This is a genomic window from Escherichia fergusonii ATCC 35469 (genome assembly GCF_000026225.1).
Lineage (GTDB): Bacteria > Pseudomonadota > Gammaproteobacteria > Enterobacterales > Enterobacteriaceae > Escherichia > Escherichia fergusonii.
Window position 1 is genome coordinate 2,349,890 of the sequence record NC_011740.1, and the last position, 21,600, is coordinate 2,371,489.

The following is a 21,600-nucleotide window of genomic DNA, read 5'->3' on the forward strand; positions in this document are numbered from 1 at the left end:
ATCTTTACCTTGTCAGAAACCTGGCTCAACTTCGCGCATATCAGGCAGCTTATGTGCAATCCCTTTATGGCAGTCGATACAGGTTTGCCCAGCTTTTACTGCCTGGTCGTGCATTTTTGCAGCGACAGATTTCTGGGCAGTTGCATCCATATACTCGAAGTTGTGACAGTTACGGCACTCCTGCGAGTTGTTATCTTTCATGCGCCGCCACTCGTTTTGCGCCATCGTCAGACGATGTGCTTCAAACTTCTGCGGTGTATCAATGACACCGAAAATCTTGCCGTACAGCTCTTTACTGGCTTTGAGTTTACGGATCATCTTCGGCACAAACTCGTGCGGGACATGGCAATCAGGGCAGGTCGCACGGACGCCGCTACGATTGTTGTAATGCACGGAATCCATGTATTCCTGATACACCGTGTTACGCATTTCGTGGCAGCTAATGCAAAACTCTTCAGTGTTAGCTTTTTCCATCCCGGTGTTAAAGCCGCCCCAGAAGACGATACCGCCAACAAAACCGATCAACAGCAGCGTACCCAGCGCCAGACGGCTGGGGGTACGCCACCATTTCCACAGGCGCTTAATCAGACCAGGCTTACGGTCAGAATTTCCCATAATAACCTCTTATTTCCCGTAACCTTTTGACGGGGTAAAGGTATTCCCCACGATTGGCGCGGTATCAGCCTGCGGTACGTGACATTGCAGACAGAAGTAACGACGTGGCGCCACTTCCGCGCCCACTTTGCCGTCGCTGTCCATAAAGTGAGTAGGACTGATGCGCGGCGCGCCAGTGGTGCGATAGCTTTCGACACCGTGGCACTGCAAGCAGCGGTTGGTATTGGTCGTTACCTGATAACCTTCAACGCTATGCGGGATCATTGGCGGCTGATTCACATAGTTCAGCGGCATCCGTTCCTGCTCTTTTGGCATCCGAATGGCCCCTTCCTGCGTCCCGGATACTTCCGGCGACTGGCTAAAATCGACGCCATTAGCCGCCCAAACCGCGCCGCTCACCACCAGGGCCAGCATCGCCGTCCATTGACACAGCGCTTTCTTCAGGTCATGGCTTTTCATGATTTCGCTCCCGAACTCCATCGTGTAGTTATTGTAAATACATCCTCAGAACAGACATCCACGCAGCGACCGCACGTCATGCAATCGCGGCTGGTGACCTGCACCGGGCTTTGTTCATCCAGCACCGGGGCACGTAGCACATGCGGTTCCGGGCAAACATGAAAACAATCCATACAGCGGTTACATTTCTGCCGATCGCTGGCCGCAACGGTAATCACACCTTTGCTACCCAATACGCCATACAGCGCACCAACCGGACAAATGTGCCCGCACCAGCCGTGTTCAACGACCAGTAGATCAAATAAAAACAGCGCGAGAATAAGCAGCGCACCGCTGCCGAATCCCATTACCAGACTGCGCCCCATCAGGGAAACGGGGTTGATCCATTCCCAGATGAGCGTGCCGGTTAAGGCTGATCCCACCAGAATGACCACCAACAGCACGTAGCGAATGTGGCGAGGGATCGTCGCAGACTGATTGAGGTCAAAACGCCTGCGTAACCAGTTTGCTAAATCGGTAATCGGGTTCAGCGGGCAGACCCAGCTGCAAAATAATCGCTTTCCTGCCAGGGCGTAGAGCACGGTGATAATCACCGCACCGGTCAGCGCCACCGTGGCAGGCAGATGACCGCTGGCAAGACTTTGCAACATCATCAGCGGATCGGTCAGTGGAACGGTGTCGAATAACAAGCTACTGCTGTAGTTGCCGTGCAAGATCCACACACCAAACCACGGGCCGCTCAAAAACATTCCCAGCACGAAGAACTGACAAAGGCGACGTAACACTAACCAACGGTGACTGCGCCACCAGCCTTTTTTCTCCAGCGCCTCGCGCCCGGCGTCACGTTTACGATTTGCCATTGTTCCCCTCCAGCCAGCCGAAGCGGTAATGGTGACCTAACTCCCCTTTCGCCAGTGACAGCGGTAACACCTTGATTGCGGGTTGTTCCAGCACGCACACTTTTTCGCACTTACCGCAGCCGGTACAGGCGTCGCTGTGAACCGTCGGCAGAAAACGGGCGTGCTTACCGGTACGCGTGTTACGCTCCAGTTCCAGGGTGATGGCCTCATCAATTTTCGGGCATTCGCGATAACAAACATCGCAGCGCAGCCCCTGAAAGTTGAGACAGTTTTCCTGGTCCACCAGTACCGCCAGCCCCATCCGCGCGTCGTCGATCGATTCGATCTCACGATCCAGCGCACCGCTCGGGCACACTTTGGCGCACGGAATGTCCTCACACATTTCGCAAGGAATATCCCGTGCGACAAAATATGGCGTGCCCGCCGACAGGCCAGAAGCCAGCGTCGCCAGTTTTAAGGTGTCGTAAGGGCAAGCCTGAACACACTGACCGCAACGCACACAGGCACTGGCAAAGGCGTTCTCGTTTATGGCTCCGGGCGGGCGCAACCGCACACCAGATGCGCGTGCGGTTTGCTGTTGTAACCCCAGCGCCACACCCACGGCAGCCAACCCGCCAGCTGTGCGAACGACATCGCGCAGAAAGCGGCGGCGACCATTTTGAGGTTTCGCTGACCGGGACATAATGGCTTACACCTTCTCCAGTTTTACCGCACACTTCTTGAAGTCCGTCTCTTTCGAGAGCGGATCGGTCGCATCCAGCGTCAGTTTGTTAACCAGCTGTGCGGCGTCGAAGAACGGCATATACACCAGGCCCTGCGGCGGACGGTTACGACCGCGCGTTTCAACAATCGAGATCACTTCGCCACGGCGAGAAACCACTTTCACTTTGTCGCCACGACGCAGATCGCGCGCTTTCGCATCCAGCGGATGAATAAACAGGACCGCTTCCGGGAAGGCACGGTGCAGTTCCGGTACACGGCGAGTCATACTGCCGGTGTGCCAGTGCTCCAGGACGCGTCCGGTAGAGAGCCACAGGTCGTACTCTTCATCCGGTGCTTCCGCCGCCGGTTCGAACGGCAGTGCGAAGATCACTGCTTTGCCATCCGGTTTACCGTAGAACTTGTAGCCTTCGCCCGCTTTCACGTACGGGTCGTTACCTTCGCTATAACGCCACTGCGTTTCTTTACCGTTAACCACCGGCCAGCGCAGACCACGTGCTTTGTGGTAGTCATCGAACGGTGCCAGATCGTGACCATGACCGCGACCAAACCATGCGTACTCTTCGAACAGCCCTTTTTGCAGATAGAAGCCCAACTCGCGGGATTCATCGTTCAACTGATCTTCCGCCAGTTCGGATACCGGGAATTTGCTCACTTCCGGAGTGGCATACAGAACCTCATACAGCGTTTTGCCACGCAGTTCCGGTTTCTTCGCCAGCAACTCTTCCGGCCACACTTCTTCAGTTTTGAAGCGGCGGGAAAACTGAACTAACTGCCAGAGATCCGATTTCGCTTCGCCCGGTGCCTGTACCTGCTGACGCCAGAATTGAGTACGGCGTTCGGCGTTACCGTAAGCCCCCTCTTTTTCTACCCACATTGCTGTCGGCAGGATCAAGTCGGCTGCCAGCGCACTGACTGTCGGATACGGATCGGAAACGATGATAAAGTTGCGCGGATCGCGCCAGCCCGGCATACGCTCTTCATTAATGTTCGGCCCGGCCTGCATGTTGTTGGTACACATGGTCCAGTAAACATTCAGTTTGCCGTCTTTCAGCGCACGGTCCTGTGCCACCGCGTGCAGGCCGATTTTCGCCGGAATGGTGCCGCTCGGGATATTCCACTTCTTCTCGCAGATATCACGGTGTTTCTCGTTAGTCACCACCATGTCCGCAGGCAGACGGTGAGCAAAGGTGCCGACTTCACGCGCAGTACCGCACGCAGAAGGCTGCCCGGTCAGGGAGAACGGACCGCAACCCGGCTGAGAAATTTTGCCAGTCAGCAGGTGCAGGTTGTAGACCAGGTTGTTGGCCCACACGCCACGGGTATGCTGGTTAAAGCCCATCGTCCAGTAGGAGATGACTTTCTTGTTCGGATCGGCATACAGCTGCGCCAGTTGTTCTAACTGGTCTTTCGGCACGCCGGTCATTTCAGCGGTTTTTTCCAGCGTATACTCAGCAACGAAGGCTTTGTAATCTTCAAAGCTCATCGGTTCGGAAGCGTCAGAACCTGGGTTCTTCGCTGCTTTTTCCAGCGGATGGGTCGGACGTAAACCGTAGCCGATGTCCGTCGCCCCTTTGCGCAGGTTAACGTGTTTGCTAAAGAAGTCCTGATTTATCGCGTTGTTTTGAATGATATAGTTGGCGATGTAGTTCAGGATCACCAGGTCAGACTGTGGCGTAAAGATGATGCCGTTATCCGCCAGCTCGAAGCTACGATGCTGGTAGGTAGAAAGCACCGCCACGGTGACGTTCTGGTTAGAGAGACGACGGTTGGTGATGCGCGACCAGAGGATCGGGTGCATCTCCGCCATGTTAGCGCCCCACAGCACAAACGCGTCAGCCTGTTCGATGTCGTCATAGCAGCCCATCGGCTCATCCATACCAAAGGTACGCATAAAGCCAACTACCGCCGACGCCATACAGTGACGCGCGTTCGGGTCGATGTTGTTCGAACGGAAGCCCGCTTTGAACAGCTTGGACGCGGCATAACCTTCCCAGATAGTCCACTGACCAGAACCGAACATACCGATCGATTCCGGCCCTTTTTCTTTCAGGGCAGTCTTGAATTTTTCTTCCATCACATCGAAGGCCTGATCCCAGGTGATTGGGGTGAACTCGCCTTCTTTGTCATATTTACCGTTTTTCATACGCAGAAGCGGCTGCGTCAAACGGTCTTTACCGTACATGATTTTGGGCAGGAAATAGCCCTTAATGCAGTTCAGACCACGGTTAACCGGTGCGTCCGGGTCGCCCTGACAGGCCACCACACGCCCCTGCTGCGTTCCGACCAGAACGCCACAACCAGTACCGCAGAAACGGCATGGTGCTTTATCCCATTTAATGGCTTCCTGCTGACCAACAACGGCGCGGGCAACGCCCGGCACGCTGAGACCGGCAGCCGCCGCAGCGGCCGCAACGGCGTTAGCTTTCATAAAGCTACGACGACTGAGTTTCATGGTGTTTCCTCACCTTGCTCTTCCTGCTGGTGATAAACCAGCGACACCGCCAGCACGCCCTCTACGTTGCGTACTGACTCAATGGTTTGGATCAGCGTTTCGCTGTCTTCTGCTTCCACCACCACAATCAACTGACCGCTCGGCGCGTCGCTGACAGCGACTTCACAGCCGGGAAAGGCGTTCAGTTGGGTGCTGATGTCTGAAATTCGTTCGCTTTTGGCCTGCACGACCAGGCTGCAAACTTGCCAGTTAGTGTGCATGGAGATACTCCGCAGTTATGGCTGATACCGGACAGCTGGCTGCACATGCTCCACATCCGTTGCAAAGTTGGCTATTAAGTTGCGGCTGGTAGATCCCGGAGAGCGTCGGGCGAAAGATAATTGCCATTGGCTCACAGCTATCCTGACAGCGGCGGCATTCAACTGACTGATACGCCAGGCACGCGTCCCCAATGGTGAACTGCAAATCCCAGGCCCTGGTGTGGCGCGGAGAAAATAGCGATTCGGGGCAAGCCTGCGCGCAGGCATAACAGAAGCTGCACTCGTTATTTTTGAAATTAACGCTCGGATAGCCCCCCGCGCCGCGTTGCAGAATGTTGTTTTCACAAGCATTAATACAGGCGTCACAGCGGGTGCAATGGGTCAGAAAATGAGATTCATCACCTGACCAGGGCGGACGGATACCGTTACTGGCTTTGCGCCAGCGACCAGTGAGTATGCCCCGACGGGATGCATCAATCTTCACATTGACCTTCCAACATTAACGCGCTCTGAAAATTGAGAGCGAGCAAATAAACCACACAACTAATAAGCTATTTTTATGCCCGCTAAGATATAAAAGGTTGTGTCAAAGATGCATACCCCGATCGGGGTAAAACATGTTGTCGGATCAAAAGAGCAGCAGTAAAGGAAGCAAAAATGCGATTTTACTCACATTTCATATGGTTAGGCATCTAATTATATAGCGCGCATTTAACCAAATAATTTCCTACCCTGAAATTTAATAGAAGCATATAACACCAATAGATTAGGTAAAACTGTCTGAATATTCTTTAAGTTATTCATAAAGCAAATTAATAAATACGATGAATATGTTAACCTTCAACGACATCATCGGTGAAAACCTATAAATGAAGAAGGAAAGCAAAAATGAAGACCATTCTACCTGCAGTATTGTTTGCCGCTTTCGCCACCACCTCCGCCTGGGCGGCAGAGAGCGTCCAGCCACTGGAAAAAATCGCGCCTTATCCGCAAGCTGAAAAAGGCATGAAGCGTCAGGTGATTCAGTTAACCCCGCAAAAAGATGAATCTACCCTGAAAGTAGAACTGTTAATCGGTCAGACGCTGGAAGTCGATTGCAATTTGCATCGTCTCGGCGGGAAGCTGGAAAGCAAAACGCTGGAAGGCTGGGGCTATGATTATTACGTCTTTGATAAAGTTAGCTCGCCGGTTTCCACGATGATGGCCTGCCCGGATGGCAAGAAAGAGAAGAAATTTGTCACCGCGTATCTGGGCGATGCCGGAATGCTGCGTTACAACAGCAAGCTGCCTATCGTGGTGTATACCCCGGACAATGTGGATGTGAAATACCGCATCTGGAAGGCAGAAGAGAAAATTGACAACGCAGTAGAAAAATAAGTCGCTCACACCTGGTCATCCGCCAGTCTCGACGTGGTATTACCCATTCTCGTGACAGCTGATGGATGACCAGTTAAATCTTCACTGCCTGAACCCCCCCCCGGAATCCTCTCATTTAAAATCGTCCCTCCCCCAGCATCTATACTTATCTTTTTGCTCTGTTTTCTCACTGGAGGAGTCATGCGGTGGATCCTGTTCATCCTCTTCTGCCTACTGGGCGCACCTGCCCATGCGGTATCCATACCCGGCGTTACAACCACAACGACAACGGACTCAACGACTGAACCGGCCCCGGAACCGGATATCGAACAAAAAAAAGCAGCCTATGGCGCACTGGCAGATGTGCTGGATAACGACACCTCGCGTAAAGAGTTGATTGACCAGTTGCGTACTGTCGCCACTACGCCCCCTGCGGAACCGGTACCGAAGATCGTGCCGCCGACGCTGGTTGAAGAGCAAACCGTGCTGCAAAAGGTCACCGAAGTCAGCCGCCATTATGGTGAAGCCCTTTCTGCCCGCTTCGGACAACTTTATCGCAATATCACCGGCTCCCCGCATAAGCCGTTTAATCCACAAACCTTCAGCAATGCGCTGACCCATTTTTCAATGTTAGCGGTATTAGTGTTTGGTTTTTACTGGCTGATTCGGCTGTGCGCGCTGCCACTGTATCGCAAAATGGGTCAGTGGGCGCGGCAAAAAAATCGTGAGCGCAGTAACTGGTTGCAGCTTCCGGCGATGATTATCGGGGCGTTTATTATCGACCTGCTGTTACTGGCGCTGACATTATTTGTCGGCCAGGTATTAAGCGACAACCTGAATGCGGGCAGTCGCACCATCGCTTTCCAACAAAGTTTGTTTCTCAACGCCTTTGCCCTGATTGAATTTTTCAAAGCTGTACTACGCCTGATTTTTTGCCCCAACGTGGCGGAGCTGCGCCCGTTCACGATTCAGGACGAAAGCGCCCGTTACTGGAGTCGTCGCCTGAGCTGGTTAAGCAGCCTGATTGGGTATGGTCTGATTGTGGCTGTGCCGATTATCTCTAATCAGGTGAATGTGCAAATCGGTGCGCTAGCGAACGTCATCATTATGCTGTGCATGACCGTCTGGGCGCTGTACCTGATCTTTCGTAATAAAAAAGAGATTACGCAGCATTTACTCAACTTCGCGGAACACTCGCTGGCCTTTTTCAGCCTGTTTATTCGCGCTTTTGCGCTGGTGTGGCACTGGTTGGCAAGCGCCTATTTTATCGTGCTGTTTTTCTTTTCGTTGTTCGATCCGGGCAACAGCCTGAAATTTATGATGGGTGCAACGGTACGCAGCCTGGCGATTATTGGTATCGCAGCGTTTGTTTCCGGTATGTTTTCCCGCTGGCTGGCGAAGACCATCACTCTCTCGCCACATACTCAGCGTAATTATCCGGAACTGCAAAAACGGCTGAACGGCTGGCTTTCGGCGGCATTGAAAACGGCGCGTATTCTGACCGTCTGCGTGGCGGTGATGTTGCTGTTGAGCGCATGGGGATTGTTCGATTTCTGGAACTGGCTGCAAAACGGCGCGGGGCAGAAAACCGTAGATATCCTGATCCGTATCGCACTCATCCTTTTCTTCTCGGCGGTTGGCTGGACGGTGCTCGCCAGTTTGATCGAAAACCGGCTGGCTTCGGATATTCATGGCCGCCCGCTACCCAGCGCCCGTACGCGTACCCTGCTGACGCTGTTTCGTAACGCGCTGGCGGTGATTATCAGTACCATCACCATCATGATTGTGTTGTCGGAAATCGGCGTCAATATCGCGCCATTGCTGGCAGGTGCCGGGGCATTAGGTCTGGCTATCTCGTTTGGTTCGCAAACGCTGGTGAAAGATATTATCACCGGGGTATTTATTCAGTTTGAAAACGGCATGAACACTGGAGATTTGGTTACTATCGGGCCGTTGACCGGTACTGTGGAACGGATGTCGATTCGCTCCGTGGGCGTACGCCAGGATACCGGGGCGTACCACATCATTCCGTGGTCTTCGATAACCACCTTTGCTAACTTTGTCCGCGGCATTGGTTCGGTAGTGGCAAATTATGATGTTGATCGCCATGAAGATGCTGATAAAGCCAATCAGGCACTGAAAGATGCGGTAGCGGAATTAATGGAAAACGAAGAAATTCGCGGGCTGATTATTGGTGAACCGAATTTTGCCGGGATTGTCGGCTTAAGCAATACCGCGTTTACACTGCGTGTTTCGTTCACCACGCTGCCACTCAAACAGTGGACGGTACGCTTTGCCCTCGACAGCCAGGTGAAAAAACATTTCGACCTGGCGGGTGTTCGCGCGCCAGTGCAGACTTATCAGGTGCTGCCTGCTCCGGGCGCGACCCCGGCTGAACCGTTGCCGCCGGGGGAACCAACGCTTTAACGCTGGCGATTGACAAAACGGCGGCGCTGCTCGTCGTTCATAAAGGTCCAGGCAATAAAGCGACTCTGCTTTTGCCCCTGGGCCATCTCTTTTTTAACCACCTTCACCGCGCCCACGTCCGTCAGGGCACGATACAACGGCGGTAAGTTTTCACCACGAGATACCAGTGAGGTAAACCACATCACCTGCTTCGCGAAGCCTTTGCTCTCTTCAATCATCTTTTTGATAAAGGTGACTTCACCGCCTTCACACCACAACTCCTGTTGCTGGCCGCCAAAGTTCAGTGCATCGTCTTTGTTCAGCCCCAGGTTACGGCGTTTACGCTCACTACCTGCCCGTGCCGCAGCAGCGGAATCGTGGAATGGCGGGTTACACAAGGTCGCGTCGTATTGCTCGTTTTTATGGATGATGCCGTTAAAAATCGCCCCACTCTCTTTTTGCCGACGCAGACGAATGGCGCGGTTAAGCCCCGGATTAGCACTGATGATCGCCTGCGCACTGCTTAACGCCTGGCTGCTGGTTTCACTACCGGTAAAACGCCAGCCATATTCGTGTACGCCAATCAGCGGATAAATACAGTTCGCACCAACGCCAATATCCAGAATGCTGGCCCTGGCAGGGATCGTTCCGCTTGCTTCAGCCAGTAAATCAGCAAGATGATGAATATAATCCGCCCGGCCCGGTACTGGTGGGCAGAGAAAACCGTCTGGAATATCCCAGTTCGCCACAGCGTAAAAATGGGCCAGTAACGCCTTATTGAGCGCCTTCACCGCCAGTGGATTGGCGAAGTCTACGCTTTGTTCCCCGGCAGGCGTTAGCGTGAGGAATTGCTTCAGTTCAGGATTCACCTGACAAAGCGTGGCAAGATCGTAGCGGCTGTGATGACGGTTGCGCGGATGCAACCCCGGTTTCTGGGCGGACATAGCATTCTCCTTTAAGCAGCGGCGTAAGATACCCGCATAACGCGACAGGGTAAATATCTGGCTGCGTTTATCATTCTCCAAACCTTGACATGACTATGGTTTATGGCAATTCACCATAAAAATCAGCACCATGCATGTCATTGATTTGTCTTATTTTGTAAAAATATATCGTTCAAAAAATAAGCACATCTCTGTCAATTTTTTGCGTCATTTGCATCGCGCAGGCGACCTACACTTATCAGGCACTACCCGTTGTATTTATGAGGATGTCATTATGAAAAAGTGCCTCACACTACTGATTGCCACCGTCCTGAGCGGGCTCTCTCTCACGGCTTATGCCGCGCAACCAATGAGTAACCTGGACAGCGGTCAGCTACGGCCCGCCGGTACCGTTTCAGCAACTGGCGCATCAAACCTAAGCGATCTGGAGGATAAACTGGCAGAAAAAGCGCGCGAACAAGGCGCGAAAGGTTATGTCATTAATTCCGCAGGCGGAAATGACCAGATGTTCGGTACTGCAACCATCTACAAATAACCCCACCAACGTAACTGCATTCGCCTCTGGATGCAGTTTTCGCCTGTTTTGTAATCAAAAAACATCAAATATGAACTTAATGTAAATAAATGTATTTCTTTTTCGCGCAATGGGTGATAGAAAATCGCGCCAAGTGATAATGCTTATCAAAACTATTATCACTTGCACGAACGCTATCACGGGATTAACAGTGGCATCGCATCCGCAGAGATGCTTTCTCGTGACAGTGAAAATTTCAACATATAAGAAAAAGTCACCTGCAAAATGGAAAACAATCGCAATTTCCCTGCCAGACAATTTCATTCGCTCACGTTCTTTGCCGGTCTTTGTATTGGTATTACGCCTGTGGCACAGGCACTCGCCGCCGAAGGGCAAACTAACGCGGATGACACGCTGGTTGTCGAAGCATCAACGCCTTCGCTTTATGCACCACAACAATCTGCCGATCCGAAATTCTCGCGTCCGGTAGCGGATACGACCCGCACGATGACGGTGATTTCTGAACAAGTGATTAAAGATCAGGGCGCAACCAACCTTACCGATGCGCTCAAAAACGTCCCCGGAGTGGGTGCGTTTTTTGCTGGTGAGAACGGTAACTCCACCACTGGCGACGCCATTTATATGCGCGGTGCCGATACTTCTAACAGTATTTATATTGATGGCATTCGCGATATCGGCAGCGTCTCACGCGACACCTTCAATACCGAACAGGTCGAAGTGATTAAAGGGCCGTCCGGCACCGACTACGGGCGCAGCGCGCCGACGGGCTCGATCAATATGATCAGCAAGCAGCCGCGCAATGATTCAGGCATTGACGCTTCCGCCAGTATTGGCAGCGCCTGGTTCCGCCGCGGCACGCTGGACGTCAATCAGGTCATTGGTGATACCACCGCGGTGCGCCTGAATGTGATGGGTGAAAAAACGCACGATGCCGGACGCGACAAAGTTAAAAATGAGCGTTACGGCGTCGCCCCTTCTGTAGCTTTTGGCCTTGGCACAGCGAATCGTTTGTATCTTAATTATCTGCATGTCACCCAGCACAACACGCCAGACGGCGGCATTCCGACCATCGGTTTGCCGGGCTATTCTGCCCCATCTGCGGGAACGGCGGCCCTGAATCATTCCGGAAAAGTTGATACGCATAACTTTTACGGCACGGATTCCGATTACGACGATTCGACCACCGACACCGCTACCATGCGTTTTGAGCACGACATCAACGATAACACCACCATTCGCAATACTACCCGTTGGTCGCGCGTAAAGCAGGATTACCTGATGACGGCGATTATGGGCGGGGCATCGAATATTACCCAGCCCACCAGCGATGTGAATAGCTGGACGTGGTCACGTACGGCGAATACCAAGGATGTGAGTAATAAAATTCTCACCAACCAGACCAACCTGACCTCGACGTTCTATACCGGTTCTATCGGTCATGATGTCAGTACTGGCGTGGAATTTACCCGTGAAACGCAGACTAACTATGGCGTTAATCCGGTCACGTTACCTGCGGTGAATATTTATCATCCTGACAGCAGCATTCATCCTGGCGGCCTGACGCGTAACGGCGCAAACGCCAATGGTCAGACGGATACCTTCGCAATTTATGCCTTCGATACGCTGCAAATCACCCGTGATTTTGAGCTGAACGGCGGGATCCGTCTGGATAATTATCATACTGAATATGACAGTGCCACCGCCTGCGGCGGCAGTGGCCGAGGTGCCGTTACCTGCCCAGCTGGCGTGGCGAAAGGTTCTCCGGTCACCACTGTTGACACCGCCAAGTCTGGCAATCTGGTGAACTGGAAAGCCGGGGCGCTGTATCACCTGACGGAAAACGGCAATGTCTATATTAACTATGCCGTTTCCCAACAGCCGCCGGGCGGCAACAACTTCGCCCTTGCGCAGTCTGGCAGCGGTAACAGTGCCAACCGTACCGATTTTAAACCGCAAAAAGCCAACACCAGCGAGATTGGCACCAAATGGCAGGTTCTGGATAAACGCCTGTTGCTCACCGCCGCGCTGTTCCGTACTGATATCGAAAATGAAGTTGAGCAAAATGACGACGGGACTTACTCGCAATACGGTAAGAAACGCGTCGAAGGCTATGAGATATCCGTAGCCGGGAATATCACTCCCGCGTGGCAGGTGATTGGCGGCTATACCCAGCAAAAAGCAACCATCAAAAACGGCAAAGATGTTGCCCAGGATGGTTCCTCATCGCTGCCGTATACCCCGGAGCACGCCTTTACCTTATGGAGCCAGTATCAGGCAACCGATGATATCTCTGTTGGCGCGGGCGCTCGCTATATCGGCAGTATGCATAAAGGTTCAGACGGCGCGGTGGGAACGCCAGCATTTACCGAGGGTTATTGGGTCGCCGATGCCAAACTGGGGTATCGGGTTAATCGCAATCTCGACTTCCAGCTAAACGTCTACAACCTGTTTGATACCGATTACGTCGCCTCAATCAACAAGAGCGGCTACCGTTATCACCCGGGCGAGCCAAGAACCTTCCTGCTCACGGCCAATATGCATTTCTGATTCAGATGTGGGGCGCAGGCCCCACTTTTTGGAGAACTTGTATGATGTACCACATTCCCGGCGTGCTATCGCCAAAGGACGTCGCCCGGTTTCGCGAACAACTGGAACAAGCCGAATGGGTGGATGGACGCGTCACCACCGGCGCACAAGGCGCGCAAGTTAAGAACAATCAACAGGTCGACACCCGCAGTGCGTTATACGCCGCCCTGCAAAATGAGGTGCTGAACGCGGTTAACCAACATGCATTGTTCTTTGCCGCTGCCTTGCCGCGTACCCTTTCCACGCCGCTGTTTAATCGTTATCAGAACAATGAAACCTATGGTTTTCATGTGGATGGCGCGGTACGCAGTCACCCACAAAACGGCTGGATGCGCACTGACCTTTCTGCCACGCTGTTTTTAAGCGATCCGCAAAGTTACGACGGCGGCGAACTGGTCGTTAATGACACCTTCGGACAACATCGGGTAAAACTCCCGGCAGGCGATCTGGTGTTGTACCCTTCCAGCAGCCTGCACTGCGTGACCCCCGTAACCCGTGGCGTACGGGTGGCATCATTTATGTGGATCCAGTCGATGATCCGCGATGATAAAAAGCGCGCCATGCTGTTCGAACTGGACACCAATATTCAGTCGCTGAAAAGCCGCCATGGCGAAAGTGAAGAGATCCTGTCGCTGCTCAATCTTTATCATAATCTGCTGCGGGAATGGTCGGAGATCTGACGCTTGAACTGCCCGAGTTCGTCCCTATATTAGCTACACTTAACTGTACAAGCATTGATATGGGGAGGACGATATGGCATCCGGTTGGGCTAACGATGACGCCGTCAACGAACAGATCAACAGTACAATTGAAGATGCGATTGCTCGTGCCCGGGGTGAAATTCCGCGTGGCGAGAGCCTGTATGAATGTGAAGAGTGCGGCGCCCCCATCCCGCAGGCCCGTCGGGAAGCCATTCCTGGCGTGCGCTTATGCATTCACTGCCAACAGGAGAAAGATTTACAAAAACCAGCTTATACAGGATATAATCGCAGAGGTTCGAAAGACAGCCAGTTACGTTAACTGCAACTGGCGGGATGTTTAGTGAGTGTAATTTGTATTTTGCGTGGCATTCCGTGCCTTTAACGCTGCCGTGAGCACCACGCGGTACAAAACGGATTCATAAATACAACAAATAAATGGTTTATCAGTATGTTAGATATCAATCAATTTATTTGAACAAGGCGGTCAATTCTCTTCGATTTTATCTCTCGTAAAAAAACGTGATACTCATCACATCGACGAAACAACGTCACTTATACAAAAATCACCTGCGAGAGATTAATTATGAAAACTATCAATACTGTTGTTGCTGCTATGGCTCTTTCAACTTTGTCATTTGGCGTGTTCGCGGCGGAACCGGTAACGGCATCCCAGGCACAGAACATGAAGAAAATCGGCGTGGTTTCTGCCGATGGTGCATCCACCCTCGATGCCCTGGAAGCGAAACTGGCTGAGAAAGCTGCGGCAGCTGGGGCGAGTGGATACAGCATCACTTCTGCCACCAACAACAATAAATTAAGCGGTACTGCGGTAATTTATAAGTAATTCGTAAGCCGGATCAGGCGTTGACGCTACGTCCAGCAAAAGTATTTCCCTGTCTGTTTGCCGACAGACGCATATGCTCTAACCCTCATTGATCCTATGTTACCCTTGTTTGCCCGTCCGTCACTGGACGGGCTTTTTTTTTTAGCTGGCTAACTGCTGACAGAAAGCCTGCAACGTCTCTTCCGGCATACCAATCTGCCGCGCCGCATCGCAAATGGCCTGCCAGCTTCCCGCGTCCAGTGGAATCCCCAACTCCTGCCGTTCGCAACGCGTGTTCACTTCCCACTCGCCCGGTAGCAAAATCGGCTTATCGTCATCATGCGGCGAGGCTTTCACCCACTCGGCAAAGGCTTCGGTCTGCGCACTACAATCCGGCGCGCCGAACAGTTCCGGGTTGATGATGATAGTGGTCATGCAGTTAATAATGGCATCGGGACTGGTTTGTAACGTTTCCTGATGCGTCGTTTTACCGCCGGAAAGCGCCCCGCCAAGAATTTCACACATCGCCGCGAGGGCGTAGCCTTTATGTTCGGCAAAGGTCAACAACGAACCCAACGGCGACTCCTGCATTACCGCCGGATTTGTCGTCGGTACGCCGTTAACGTCAATCAGACAGCCTGGCGGCACGGGTACGCCTTTATGCCAGGCGACGCGAGTTTTACCAAATGCGATGGCGCTGGTGGCGTAATCGAGCAACAGCGGGAAATTATCTTTACGTGGGAAAACCACACAGAACGGGTTGGTGCCAAAGCGGCTGTCGCGGCCGTGGAACGGCGCGACCATTGGAATACCCACCACGCTAACAAAGTGGATAGAGACAAACCCCGCCGCCGCGCACTGTTCTGCCCAGTAACCAATACGACCGATGTGATGCGAGTTATGTAGCGCCACGGCGGCTATGCCATGCTGATGCGCTTTCTCAATCCCCAGCGCCATCGCTTCGTGTGCCGCTACCTGACCAAATGCGCGATCGCCATCGAGCGTGACCGCCGCCCCCGCCTCTTTAACGATTTTGGCATGGTGGTTAATTTGCAGATGCCCCTGACTCCAGGAGCGCACATAGCTTGGGATCATGCCAATACCATGTGAATCATGCCCTGCCAGGTTTGCCGCGATTAAATGATCGGCGACTAATTTCGCTTCCTGTTCCTCGCTACCCATCTGACGAAATACAGCCTGAATAAAACTGTGCAGCGTCTGAGCATCAAAGCGATGACCACTTTCCATGATTAACTCCTGTTTATGTTATGTGTTTGTTGTTTTTTTATGCTGCACGCCGGGCGCGGGAAGGTCAATAAAGATGCAGGAATTTCATATTGCGGTGGGGTAAAAGCCGGATGACGTGGCTCATCCGGCTGAGATAAAAATTAAAATGCCTGATTAACGCGCGCCAGGCCATCGCTGATAGTTGCCGCTTCCCCCGTAGCCACCAGGCAGCAAGCCATCTGGATTTTCAGCGATTCGGGAATCGGTTCGCTGCCAGCCAGGCAACGCTCAATCCACTGCGCCGTGGTTTCCGGATCTTTTGCTTGTGGCAGTAACTCGCTACCAGCAGGGTCCTGTTTTTCATACAGCACCCGCATTCCTTCGCGGTCAATGAGATTGATCTGCGGGCAGCGCTGCGGATTAGCATACACTTCACCTTCAGTACCATGCATTAGTAGCGCCCGCCCGCCGATATCGCTAAAGAACTTCGCGACGCGTCCAATGTATTCCGGATGCGAAACGCTGGAAAGACGCAGCGCCTCACCTTCGGCAAATGGCGTCGCCAGTTTCGCCAGGGTATGTGCACTGTTACGCACGCCCATCCGCCAGCGCATCGCCAGTTGTTTTTCCAGCGGCGGGCAAAACGCGCCGACAGGCATAAACACCGGTTGATGTTCGTCGAGCTTCGCCTGCGCCTGCCCGCCGTGCAACGTTGGCGTAATACCCATCAGTTCGAAAATGGTTTCTGTCAGCACGCGGGTTGGATCTTCGCTAACCCCGTGAACCACCACAGGAAAACCGAGCTTGTGCAGGAGAATCGCCAACAACGGCGTCAGGTTGGCCTGTTTACGCGCGCCGTTGTAACTGGGGATGACAATCGGCATCGGCTTGTCTGCAGGCGGCGTCAGCTTGATGGTGTGATTTTGCATGGCTTCGTAAAAGCCGAGCATCTCTGCTTCCCCTTCCCCTTTGATACGCAGCGCAATCAATACGCCGCCCAACTCAAGGTCAGGGACTTCACCATTGAGCATATGGGCATACAGACCGCGCGCAGTATCCCGGTCTAAATCGCGCGCGTGGTTTTTCCCGCGCCCGATCTCTTTAATGATTTTGCGATAGTCCATTTACGACTCCTTACCTGACTCACATCATTAACGCCGCCGACGGCGTGGGGATTTCGTTTTTTCTTTCTTTTTAACTATACCTTCAGGGACTTCCGGTTGCTCTATCGGAAATACCGGTAATGCATCCAGTAGCCGCTTGCCGTAGTTTTTGGTGAGCAAGCGTTTATCGTAAATCACCACTTCGCCCCAGCAACCGTGGCTTCGAATCAGTCGCCCAACCTGCTGAATCAGGTTAAACGAGGCGCTCGGCAGGCTTTGCACCTCAAACGGATAGCGGTTGAGGCTTTTCAGCCATTCACCTTCGGTGATCACCACCGGACTGTCGATGGGTGGAAAGGCGATTTTGTGGATATGCACCTGGCTTAACAGATCACCTTTCAAATCAAGCCCTTCGGCAAATGACTGTAAACCCACCAGCACACTACGCTCACCGTTGGCAACGCGTTTGCGGTGCAGTTCAACTAAGCGATAACGCGGCTGATCGCCCTGCACCAGCAGCATCAGACGTAAATCCGTCACATAGTCAAGAAACCGCTGCATCGCACGCCCGCTGGCAAACAGCACTAACATACCGAGATGTTTTTTACTCTCCACCTGCTCACGGAAAAAGGCCGCCATTTCAGCAATGTGCTGCTCTTCGTTGTCGATGGAAGGCTCAACGCGCATCCGGGGAATAACAATTTTGCCCTGTTCGCAGTGGTTAAAGGGCGAATCCAGCGCCACAAAGCGGTCACCCGCTTTCTCTTTCAGCCCGCTCATCTCCTGCAAACGCGAAAAACTGTTCAGCGAACGCAAGGTTGCGGAGGTAACAATAATGTGCGGAATACTGCGCCACAGCAGCCTTTCCAGTTGGTCGCTAACACGAATACCCACACAGTGAAACCACAGATGTAGCTGCCCTTCGCGTTCCTCCCGCGTCGCCCATTTGGTCACCGGCGCACCGGAAGATTGCGCCAGAGAAGCCAGCCGCCAGAGTTTGCTTTGCGCCTCGAACATCCCCAACGCGCGGTTCATCTGCAAAATCAACCGATGCAGGCGTACAATGTCATGGCTGCCGGTTTTCTCACTTAAATCGTTGAGAAATAACTCCGCCAGACCACGCAGCATCTCGGTGAGTTTTGCCAGCCGCTGGCAGATCTCCAGCACTTCATCAGGCAGTTCGCCCATCGCAAAACGGTGCTCCGCCTCCTGACCGGCTGGCATGTAGAGATTGAGAATGTTGTTTAACGAAGCGATAAGCTCATACAACTCTTCACAATGCGCATTCAAACGTTCAGGGATTGCCAGCGGTGGGATCGTCTTCGGGCGAAACTGCTCCATACAGGTAGCAACAAGCTTCGTAAACAAGTCCAGCTGCAGCCGATACCACGGCGCGGTAATTTCGGCGCTCATCTCCAGCGCATCCCGCGCCACATCCGGCAGGTGATGACCTTCGTCCAGCACCAGCAGTAAATTTTTCGGGTCAGGCAATACGGCTTCGCTTTCCATCGCCGCCATCACCAGCGCATGGTTTGCCACCACCACTTCCGCTTCCTGAATTTCCCGACGAGCGACAAAAAACGGGCATTCGCGATAGTAATAACAGTTGCGGTTGAGGCAGCTGGCTTTGTCGGTACTCAAACGACGCCAGAGATCGTCATCAATGGCGATATCCGTATGATCACGCAGACCATCCCATTTATAAGTGTCGAGATCGCCCTTCAACTTCGCACAACGTTTTTGCTCTTCCTGATTGTTCGGCGTCAGTTCGTCGTCAAGAAACGCCAGCAAATCCTGTTGCGTGGGTTCAGTGCTGGCGAGCGCCGTCAGATTACGCGGGCAAACGTAGCGCCCACGCCCGAAAGCGGCTGTAAATTTAAGATCGGGAATGATCTTTTTCAGCAACGGTAAATCTTTGCTGTAGATCTGATCCTGCAACGCCACGTTGGCGGTACTCACCACCAGCGTTTTTTGCTCTTCGCGAGCAATGGCAATGCCGGGGATTAAATAGGAGAGCGTTTTCCCAACGCCGGTGGGTGCTTCAATCGCCAGATGCCGCCCTTCTTCTCCGGCCAGCGTTTTGGCGACGTCCGCAATCATTTGCCGCTGCGGCGCACGGGGAATAAAGTCGGGGATCTGTTCCTGAAGCGCCTTATACCAGGCGGCAATTTGCGCTTTAAGCGCGGCGGTTAATGCCATGAGAAAACCTGAAATACTGTATAAACAGCCAATATTGTGGCATTTTTCGGTTTTCAGGGGTAATGGTTTTTCTGTTTCTGGAAAGCGGCTCGCAATAACCATCAACATAATGCGGTTTAATGCCCGTTCGAGCACAAAGGATCCAACACGTCATGCAAGACACCATCATAAATTTCTACAGCACCGGCGATGACTACGGTGATTTTTCTAACTTTGCCGCCTGGCCCATCAAGGTTGACGGGAAAACCTGGCCCACCTCAGAACACTATTTTCAGGCACAAAAATTCCTTGATGAAAAATACCGCGAAGAGATCCGTCGGGTTTCTTCCCCTATGGTCGCCGCACGCATGGGGCGCGATCGTTCTAAGCCTCTGCGTAAAAACTGGGAGTCGGTCAAAGAACAGGTGATGCGAAAAGCACTTCGCGCTAAATTCGAACAGCATGCAGAACTGCGTGCGCTCTTGCTGGCAACCGCGCCCGCAAAACTGGTTGAGCATACGGAAAACGATGCTTACTGGGGAGACGGTGGTAATGGTAAGGGCAAGAATCGACTGGGCTACCTTTTAATGGAGTTGCGCGAACAATTGGCTATAGAGAAGTAACGTCTCGGTGGCTTATGGGCGGTAAAACAGATAAATTTTTTCCCGTGTTCTCAAATTGCTGACAAGTGCTTGTTGTGAAATGCCGGATGCGGCGTAAACGCCTTATCCGGCCTACAAAAGCATGCAAATTCAATATATTGCAGAGTTCACGTAGGCCTGATAAGCGTAGCGCATCAGGCAGTTTTGCGTTTGTTCATCAGCCTGATGCCGGGCATAGCCCGGCATTAAAGATTACTGCGCAGCGGCAGGTTTACGCGGACGGCGACGGCGTTGTTGCTCGCCTGCCGGTTTGGCATCGCCGAGACGACGAGACGGTTTTTCTGCAGGTTTTGCGCTTGCAGATTTTGAGCCACCTTCTCCACGGCGTGGTTGCTGTTGACCGCGACCACCACCTTGCCCACGACCGCCGCCGCCACGTTGCTGGCGACCGTTCTGGATCGGTTCGGCTTTGATTGACGGGTCCGGCTCATAACCCGGAATCGCAATGCGTGGAATCTCTTTTTTCAGCAGTTTTTCGATATCACGCAGAAGTTTGTGTTCATCCACACACACCAGCGATAACGCTTCACCAGTTGCCGCTGCACGACCGGTACGCCCGATACGGTGGACGTAATCTTCCGGTACGTTTGGCAGTTCATAGTTGACGACGTGCGGCAACTCTTCGATATCCAGACCGCGTGCAGCGATGTCAGTTGCCACCAGAACACGAATATCGCCCGATTTAAAATCGGCCAGCGCACGAGTACGCGCACCTTGCGATTTATTACCGTGGATCGCCGCACTACGGATGCCATCTTTATTGAGCTGTTCCGCCAGATGGTTAGCGCCGTGTTTAGTACGGGTAAACACCAGCACCTGCTGCCAGTTCCCTTTCCCAATCATGTGCGACAGCAATTCGCGTTTGCGTTTTTTATCAACAAAGTGAACATGCTGGGTCACCTGATCAGACGCGGTATTGCGGCGTGCCACTTCGATTTCCAGCGGGTTGTGCAGCAGTTTTTCCGCCAGGTTTTTAATATCGTCTGAGAAAGTGGCGGAGAACAACAGGTTCTGGCGCTTCGCTGGCAGCTTAGTCAACACACGACGGATATCGTGGATAAAGCCCATGTCGAGCATACGGTCAGCTTCATCGAGGACCAGGATTTCTATCTGGTCCAGCTTCACTGCATTCTGATGTTCCAGGTCCAGCAGACGTCCCGGCGTTGCCACCAGCACATCAACGCCGCCACGCAGCTTCATCATCTGCGGGTTGATGCTGACGCCGCCAAACACCACCAGCGAACGAATATTCAGGTATTTGCTGTAATCACGGACGTTTTCGCCAATCTGTGCAGCCAGTTCACGGGTTGGGGTAAGAATGAGCGCACGGACCGGACGACGCCCTTTGGCGTGCGGCTGGCGAGTGATCAGGTGTTGCAACAGCGGCAGCGTAAAGCCCGCTGTTTTGCCAGTGCCGGTCTGGGCGCTAGCCATCAGGTCGCGGCCTTCCAGCACCGCAGGGATCGCCTGCTGCTGAATAGGGGTGGGTTCACGGTAACCTTGCTCGGCAACGGCGCGCAAGATATCAGGGCTTAACCCCAAAGAATCGAAAGACATAACTACTCCGAACCGCCCCGACCGTTACCGGTGTAGTTTTCAGGGAGATACTGAAAAGGAAAATGACAAAAACCACAATGTCATGAGGGGGCGGAGTGTAGCAGTTTTTGTGACACAGCGCATAAATTATCCCTGTGACTGGCGTAGCTAAAA

At 52.9% G+C, this 21,600-nt stretch carries 21 protein-coding genes; 8 read left to right on the plus strand and 13 right to left on the minus strand.

Going from position 1 to position 21,600, the window contains the following annotated elements; genetic code table 11:
* Positions 1-12: 12 nt before the first annotated feature.
* Genes napC through napF form a run of 7 tightly spaced genes read right to left on the minus strand, consistent with a single transcriptional unit; the run spans position 13 to position 5,853 of the window.
* Positions 13-615: a cytochrome c-type protein NapC gene (napC, locus tag EFER_RS11510; protein ID WP_000528370.1), complete on the minus strand. Its 603-nt coding sequence runs from the start codon at positions 613-615 to the stop codon at positions 13-15.
* A gap of 9 nt (positions 616-624) precedes the next feature.
* On the minus strand, positions 625-1,074 hold the full coding sequence (gene napB, locus EFER_RS11515; RefSeq protein ID WP_000835177.1) for a nitrate reductase cytochrome c-type subunit: 450 nt from the start codon (positions 1,072-1,074) through the stop codon (positions 625-627).
* Complete coding sequence (napH, locus tag EFER_RS11520; protein WP_000013494.1) at positions 1,071-1,934, minus strand: quinol dehydrogenase ferredoxin subunit NapH; 864 nt, start codon at positions 1,932-1,934, stop codon at positions 1,071-1,073. The genes napB and napH overlap by 4 nt, the downstream gene beginning before the upstream one ends.
* Complete coding sequence (gene napG / locus EFER_RS11525) at positions 1,921-2,616, minus strand: ferredoxin-type protein NapG (protein ID WP_000091291.1); 696 nt, start codon at positions 2,614-2,616, stop codon at positions 1,921-1,923. Before napG ends, napH begins: the two co-directional genes overlap by 14 nt.
* Positions 2,617-2,622: 6 nt before the next feature.
* A complete protein-coding gene (napA, locus tag EFER_RS11530) occupies positions 2,623-5,109 on the minus strand; it encodes a periplasmic nitrate reductase subunit alpha (protein WP_000778067.1) in 2,487 nt (828 codons plus the stop codon).
* On the minus strand, positions 5,106-5,369 hold the full coding sequence (gene napD, locus EFER_RS11535) for a chaperone NapD (RefSeq protein WP_000557378.1): 264 nt from the start codon (positions 5,367-5,369) through the stop codon (positions 5,106-5,108). The genes napA and napD overlap by 4 nt, the downstream gene beginning before the upstream one ends.
* Positions 5,359-5,853 carry a ferredoxin-type protein NapF gene (gene napF / locus EFER_RS11540; protein ID WP_000686723.1) on the minus strand — a complete coding sequence of 165 codons (495 nt, stop codon included), beginning with the start codon at positions 5,851-5,853 and terminating at the stop codon, positions 5,359-5,361. Before napF ends, napD begins: the two co-directional genes overlap by 11 nt.
* Before the next feature lie 404 nt (positions 5,854-6,257).
* Between napF and eco the strand changes: the two genes are divergently transcribed.
* A complete protein-coding gene (gene eco / locus EFER_RS11545; protein ID WP_000849219.1) occupies positions 6,258-6,746 on the plus strand; it encodes a serine protease inhibitor ecotin in 489 nt (162 codons plus the stop codon).
* Positions 6,747-6,926: 180 nt separating this feature from the next.
* On the plus strand, positions 6,927-9,152 hold the full coding sequence (gene ybiO, locus EFER_RS11555) for a mechanosensitive channel protein (protein ID WP_001267268.1): 2,226 nt from the start codon (positions 6,927-6,929) through the stop codon (positions 9,150-9,152).
* Here ybiO and rlmF read toward each other — a convergent pair.
* Positions 9,149-10,075 (minus strand): 23S rRNA (adenine(1618)-N(6))-methyltransferase RlmF, encoded by a 927-nt coding sequence (gene rlmF, locus EFER_RS11560; RefSeq protein ID WP_001275938.1) that lies wholly within the window; start codon positions 10,073-10,075, stop codon positions 9,149-9,151. The two genes, ybiO and rlmF, sit on opposite strands and share 4 nt — an antisense overlap.
* Positions 10,076-10,349: 274 nt before the next feature.
* Between rlmF and mcbA the strand changes: the two genes are divergently transcribed.
* From mcbA to ybiJ, 5 genes are all read left to right on the plus strand, one after another.
* Positions 10,350-10,610 (plus strand): DUF1471 family periplasmic protein McbA, encoded by a 261-nt coding sequence (mcbA, locus tag EFER_RS24125; protein WP_024256498.1) that lies wholly within the window; start codon positions 10,350-10,352, stop codon positions 10,608-10,610.
* A 264-nt stretch (positions 10,611-10,874) separates the two neighbouring features.
* Positions 10,875-13,157, plus strand: a complete 2,283-nt coding sequence (locus EFER_RS11570; RefSeq protein WP_000430059.1) for a catecholate siderophore receptor Fiu — start codon at positions 10,875-10,877, stop codon at positions 13,155-13,157.
* Positions 13,158-13,198: 41 nt separating this feature from the next.
* Positions 13,199-13,876, plus strand: a complete 678-nt coding sequence (gene ybiX / locus EFER_RS11575; protein ID WP_000990142.1) for a PKHD-type hydroxylase YbiX — start codon at positions 13,199-13,201, stop codon at positions 13,874-13,876.
* Positions 13,877-13,949: 73 nt separating this feature from the next.
* A complete protein-coding gene (gene ybiI / locus EFER_RS11580) occupies positions 13,950-14,216 on the plus strand; it encodes a C4-type zinc finger protein YbiI (RefSeq protein WP_000146357.1) in 267 nt (88 codons plus the stop codon).
* A 264-nt stretch (positions 14,217-14,480) separates the two neighbouring features.
* Positions 14,481-14,741 carry a DUF1471 family protein YbiJ gene (gene ybiJ / locus EFER_RS11585; RefSeq protein ID WP_000849299.1) on the plus strand — a complete coding sequence of 87 codons (261 nt, stop codon included), beginning with the start codon at positions 14,481-14,483 and terminating at the stop codon, positions 14,739-14,741.
* Between the two features lie 13 nt (positions 14,742-14,754).
* On the opposite strand, the gene ybiE is transcribed toward ybiJ, so the two are convergent.
* From ybiE to dinG, 4 genes are all read right to left on the minus strand, one after another.
* The gene (gene ybiE, locus EFER_RS24585) at positions 14,755-14,814 is read right to left on the minus strand and encodes a protein YbiE (RefSeq protein WP_213089466.1); all 60 of its coding nucleotides are present in this window, start codon (positions 14,812-14,814) and stop codon (positions 14,755-14,757) included.
* 68 nt (positions 14,815-14,882) lie between these two features.
* Entirely contained in the window at positions 14,883-15,968 is a 1,086-nt protein-coding gene (gene hcxB / locus EFER_RS11590) for a hydroxycarboxylate dehydrogenase HcXB (RefSeq protein ID WP_000443504.1), read from the minus strand.
* A gap of 140 nt (positions 15,969-16,108) precedes the next feature.
* Complete coding sequence (gene ybiB / locus EFER_RS11595) at positions 16,109-17,071, minus strand: DNA-binding protein YbiB (protein ID WP_000386515.1); 963 nt, start codon at positions 17,069-17,071, stop codon at positions 16,109-16,111.
* Between the two features lie 27 nt (positions 17,072-17,098).
* Positions 17,099-19,249, minus strand: a complete 2,151-nt coding sequence (dinG, locus tag EFER_RS11600; protein WP_001218658.1) for an ATP-dependent DNA helicase DinG — start codon at positions 19,247-19,249, stop codon at positions 17,099-17,101.
* Between the two features lie 119 nt (positions 19,250-19,368).
* On the opposite strand from dinG, the gene ybiA reads away from it, so the two are divergent.
* Positions 19,369-19,851, plus strand: a complete 483-nt coding sequence (gene ybiA / locus EFER_RS11605; RefSeq protein WP_001145123.1) for an N-glycosidase YbiA — start codon at positions 19,369-19,371, stop codon at positions 19,849-19,851.
* Between the two features lie 231 nt (positions 19,852-20,082).
* On the opposite strand, the gene rhlE is transcribed toward ybiA, so the two are convergent.
* The gene (gene rhlE / locus EFER_RS11615; protein WP_000007084.1) at positions 20,083-21,447 is read right to left on the minus strand and encodes an ATP-dependent RNA helicase RhlE; all 1,365 of its coding nucleotides are present in this window, start codon (positions 21,445-21,447) and stop codon (positions 20,083-20,085) included.
* Positions 21,448-21,600: the final 153 nt, after the last annotated feature.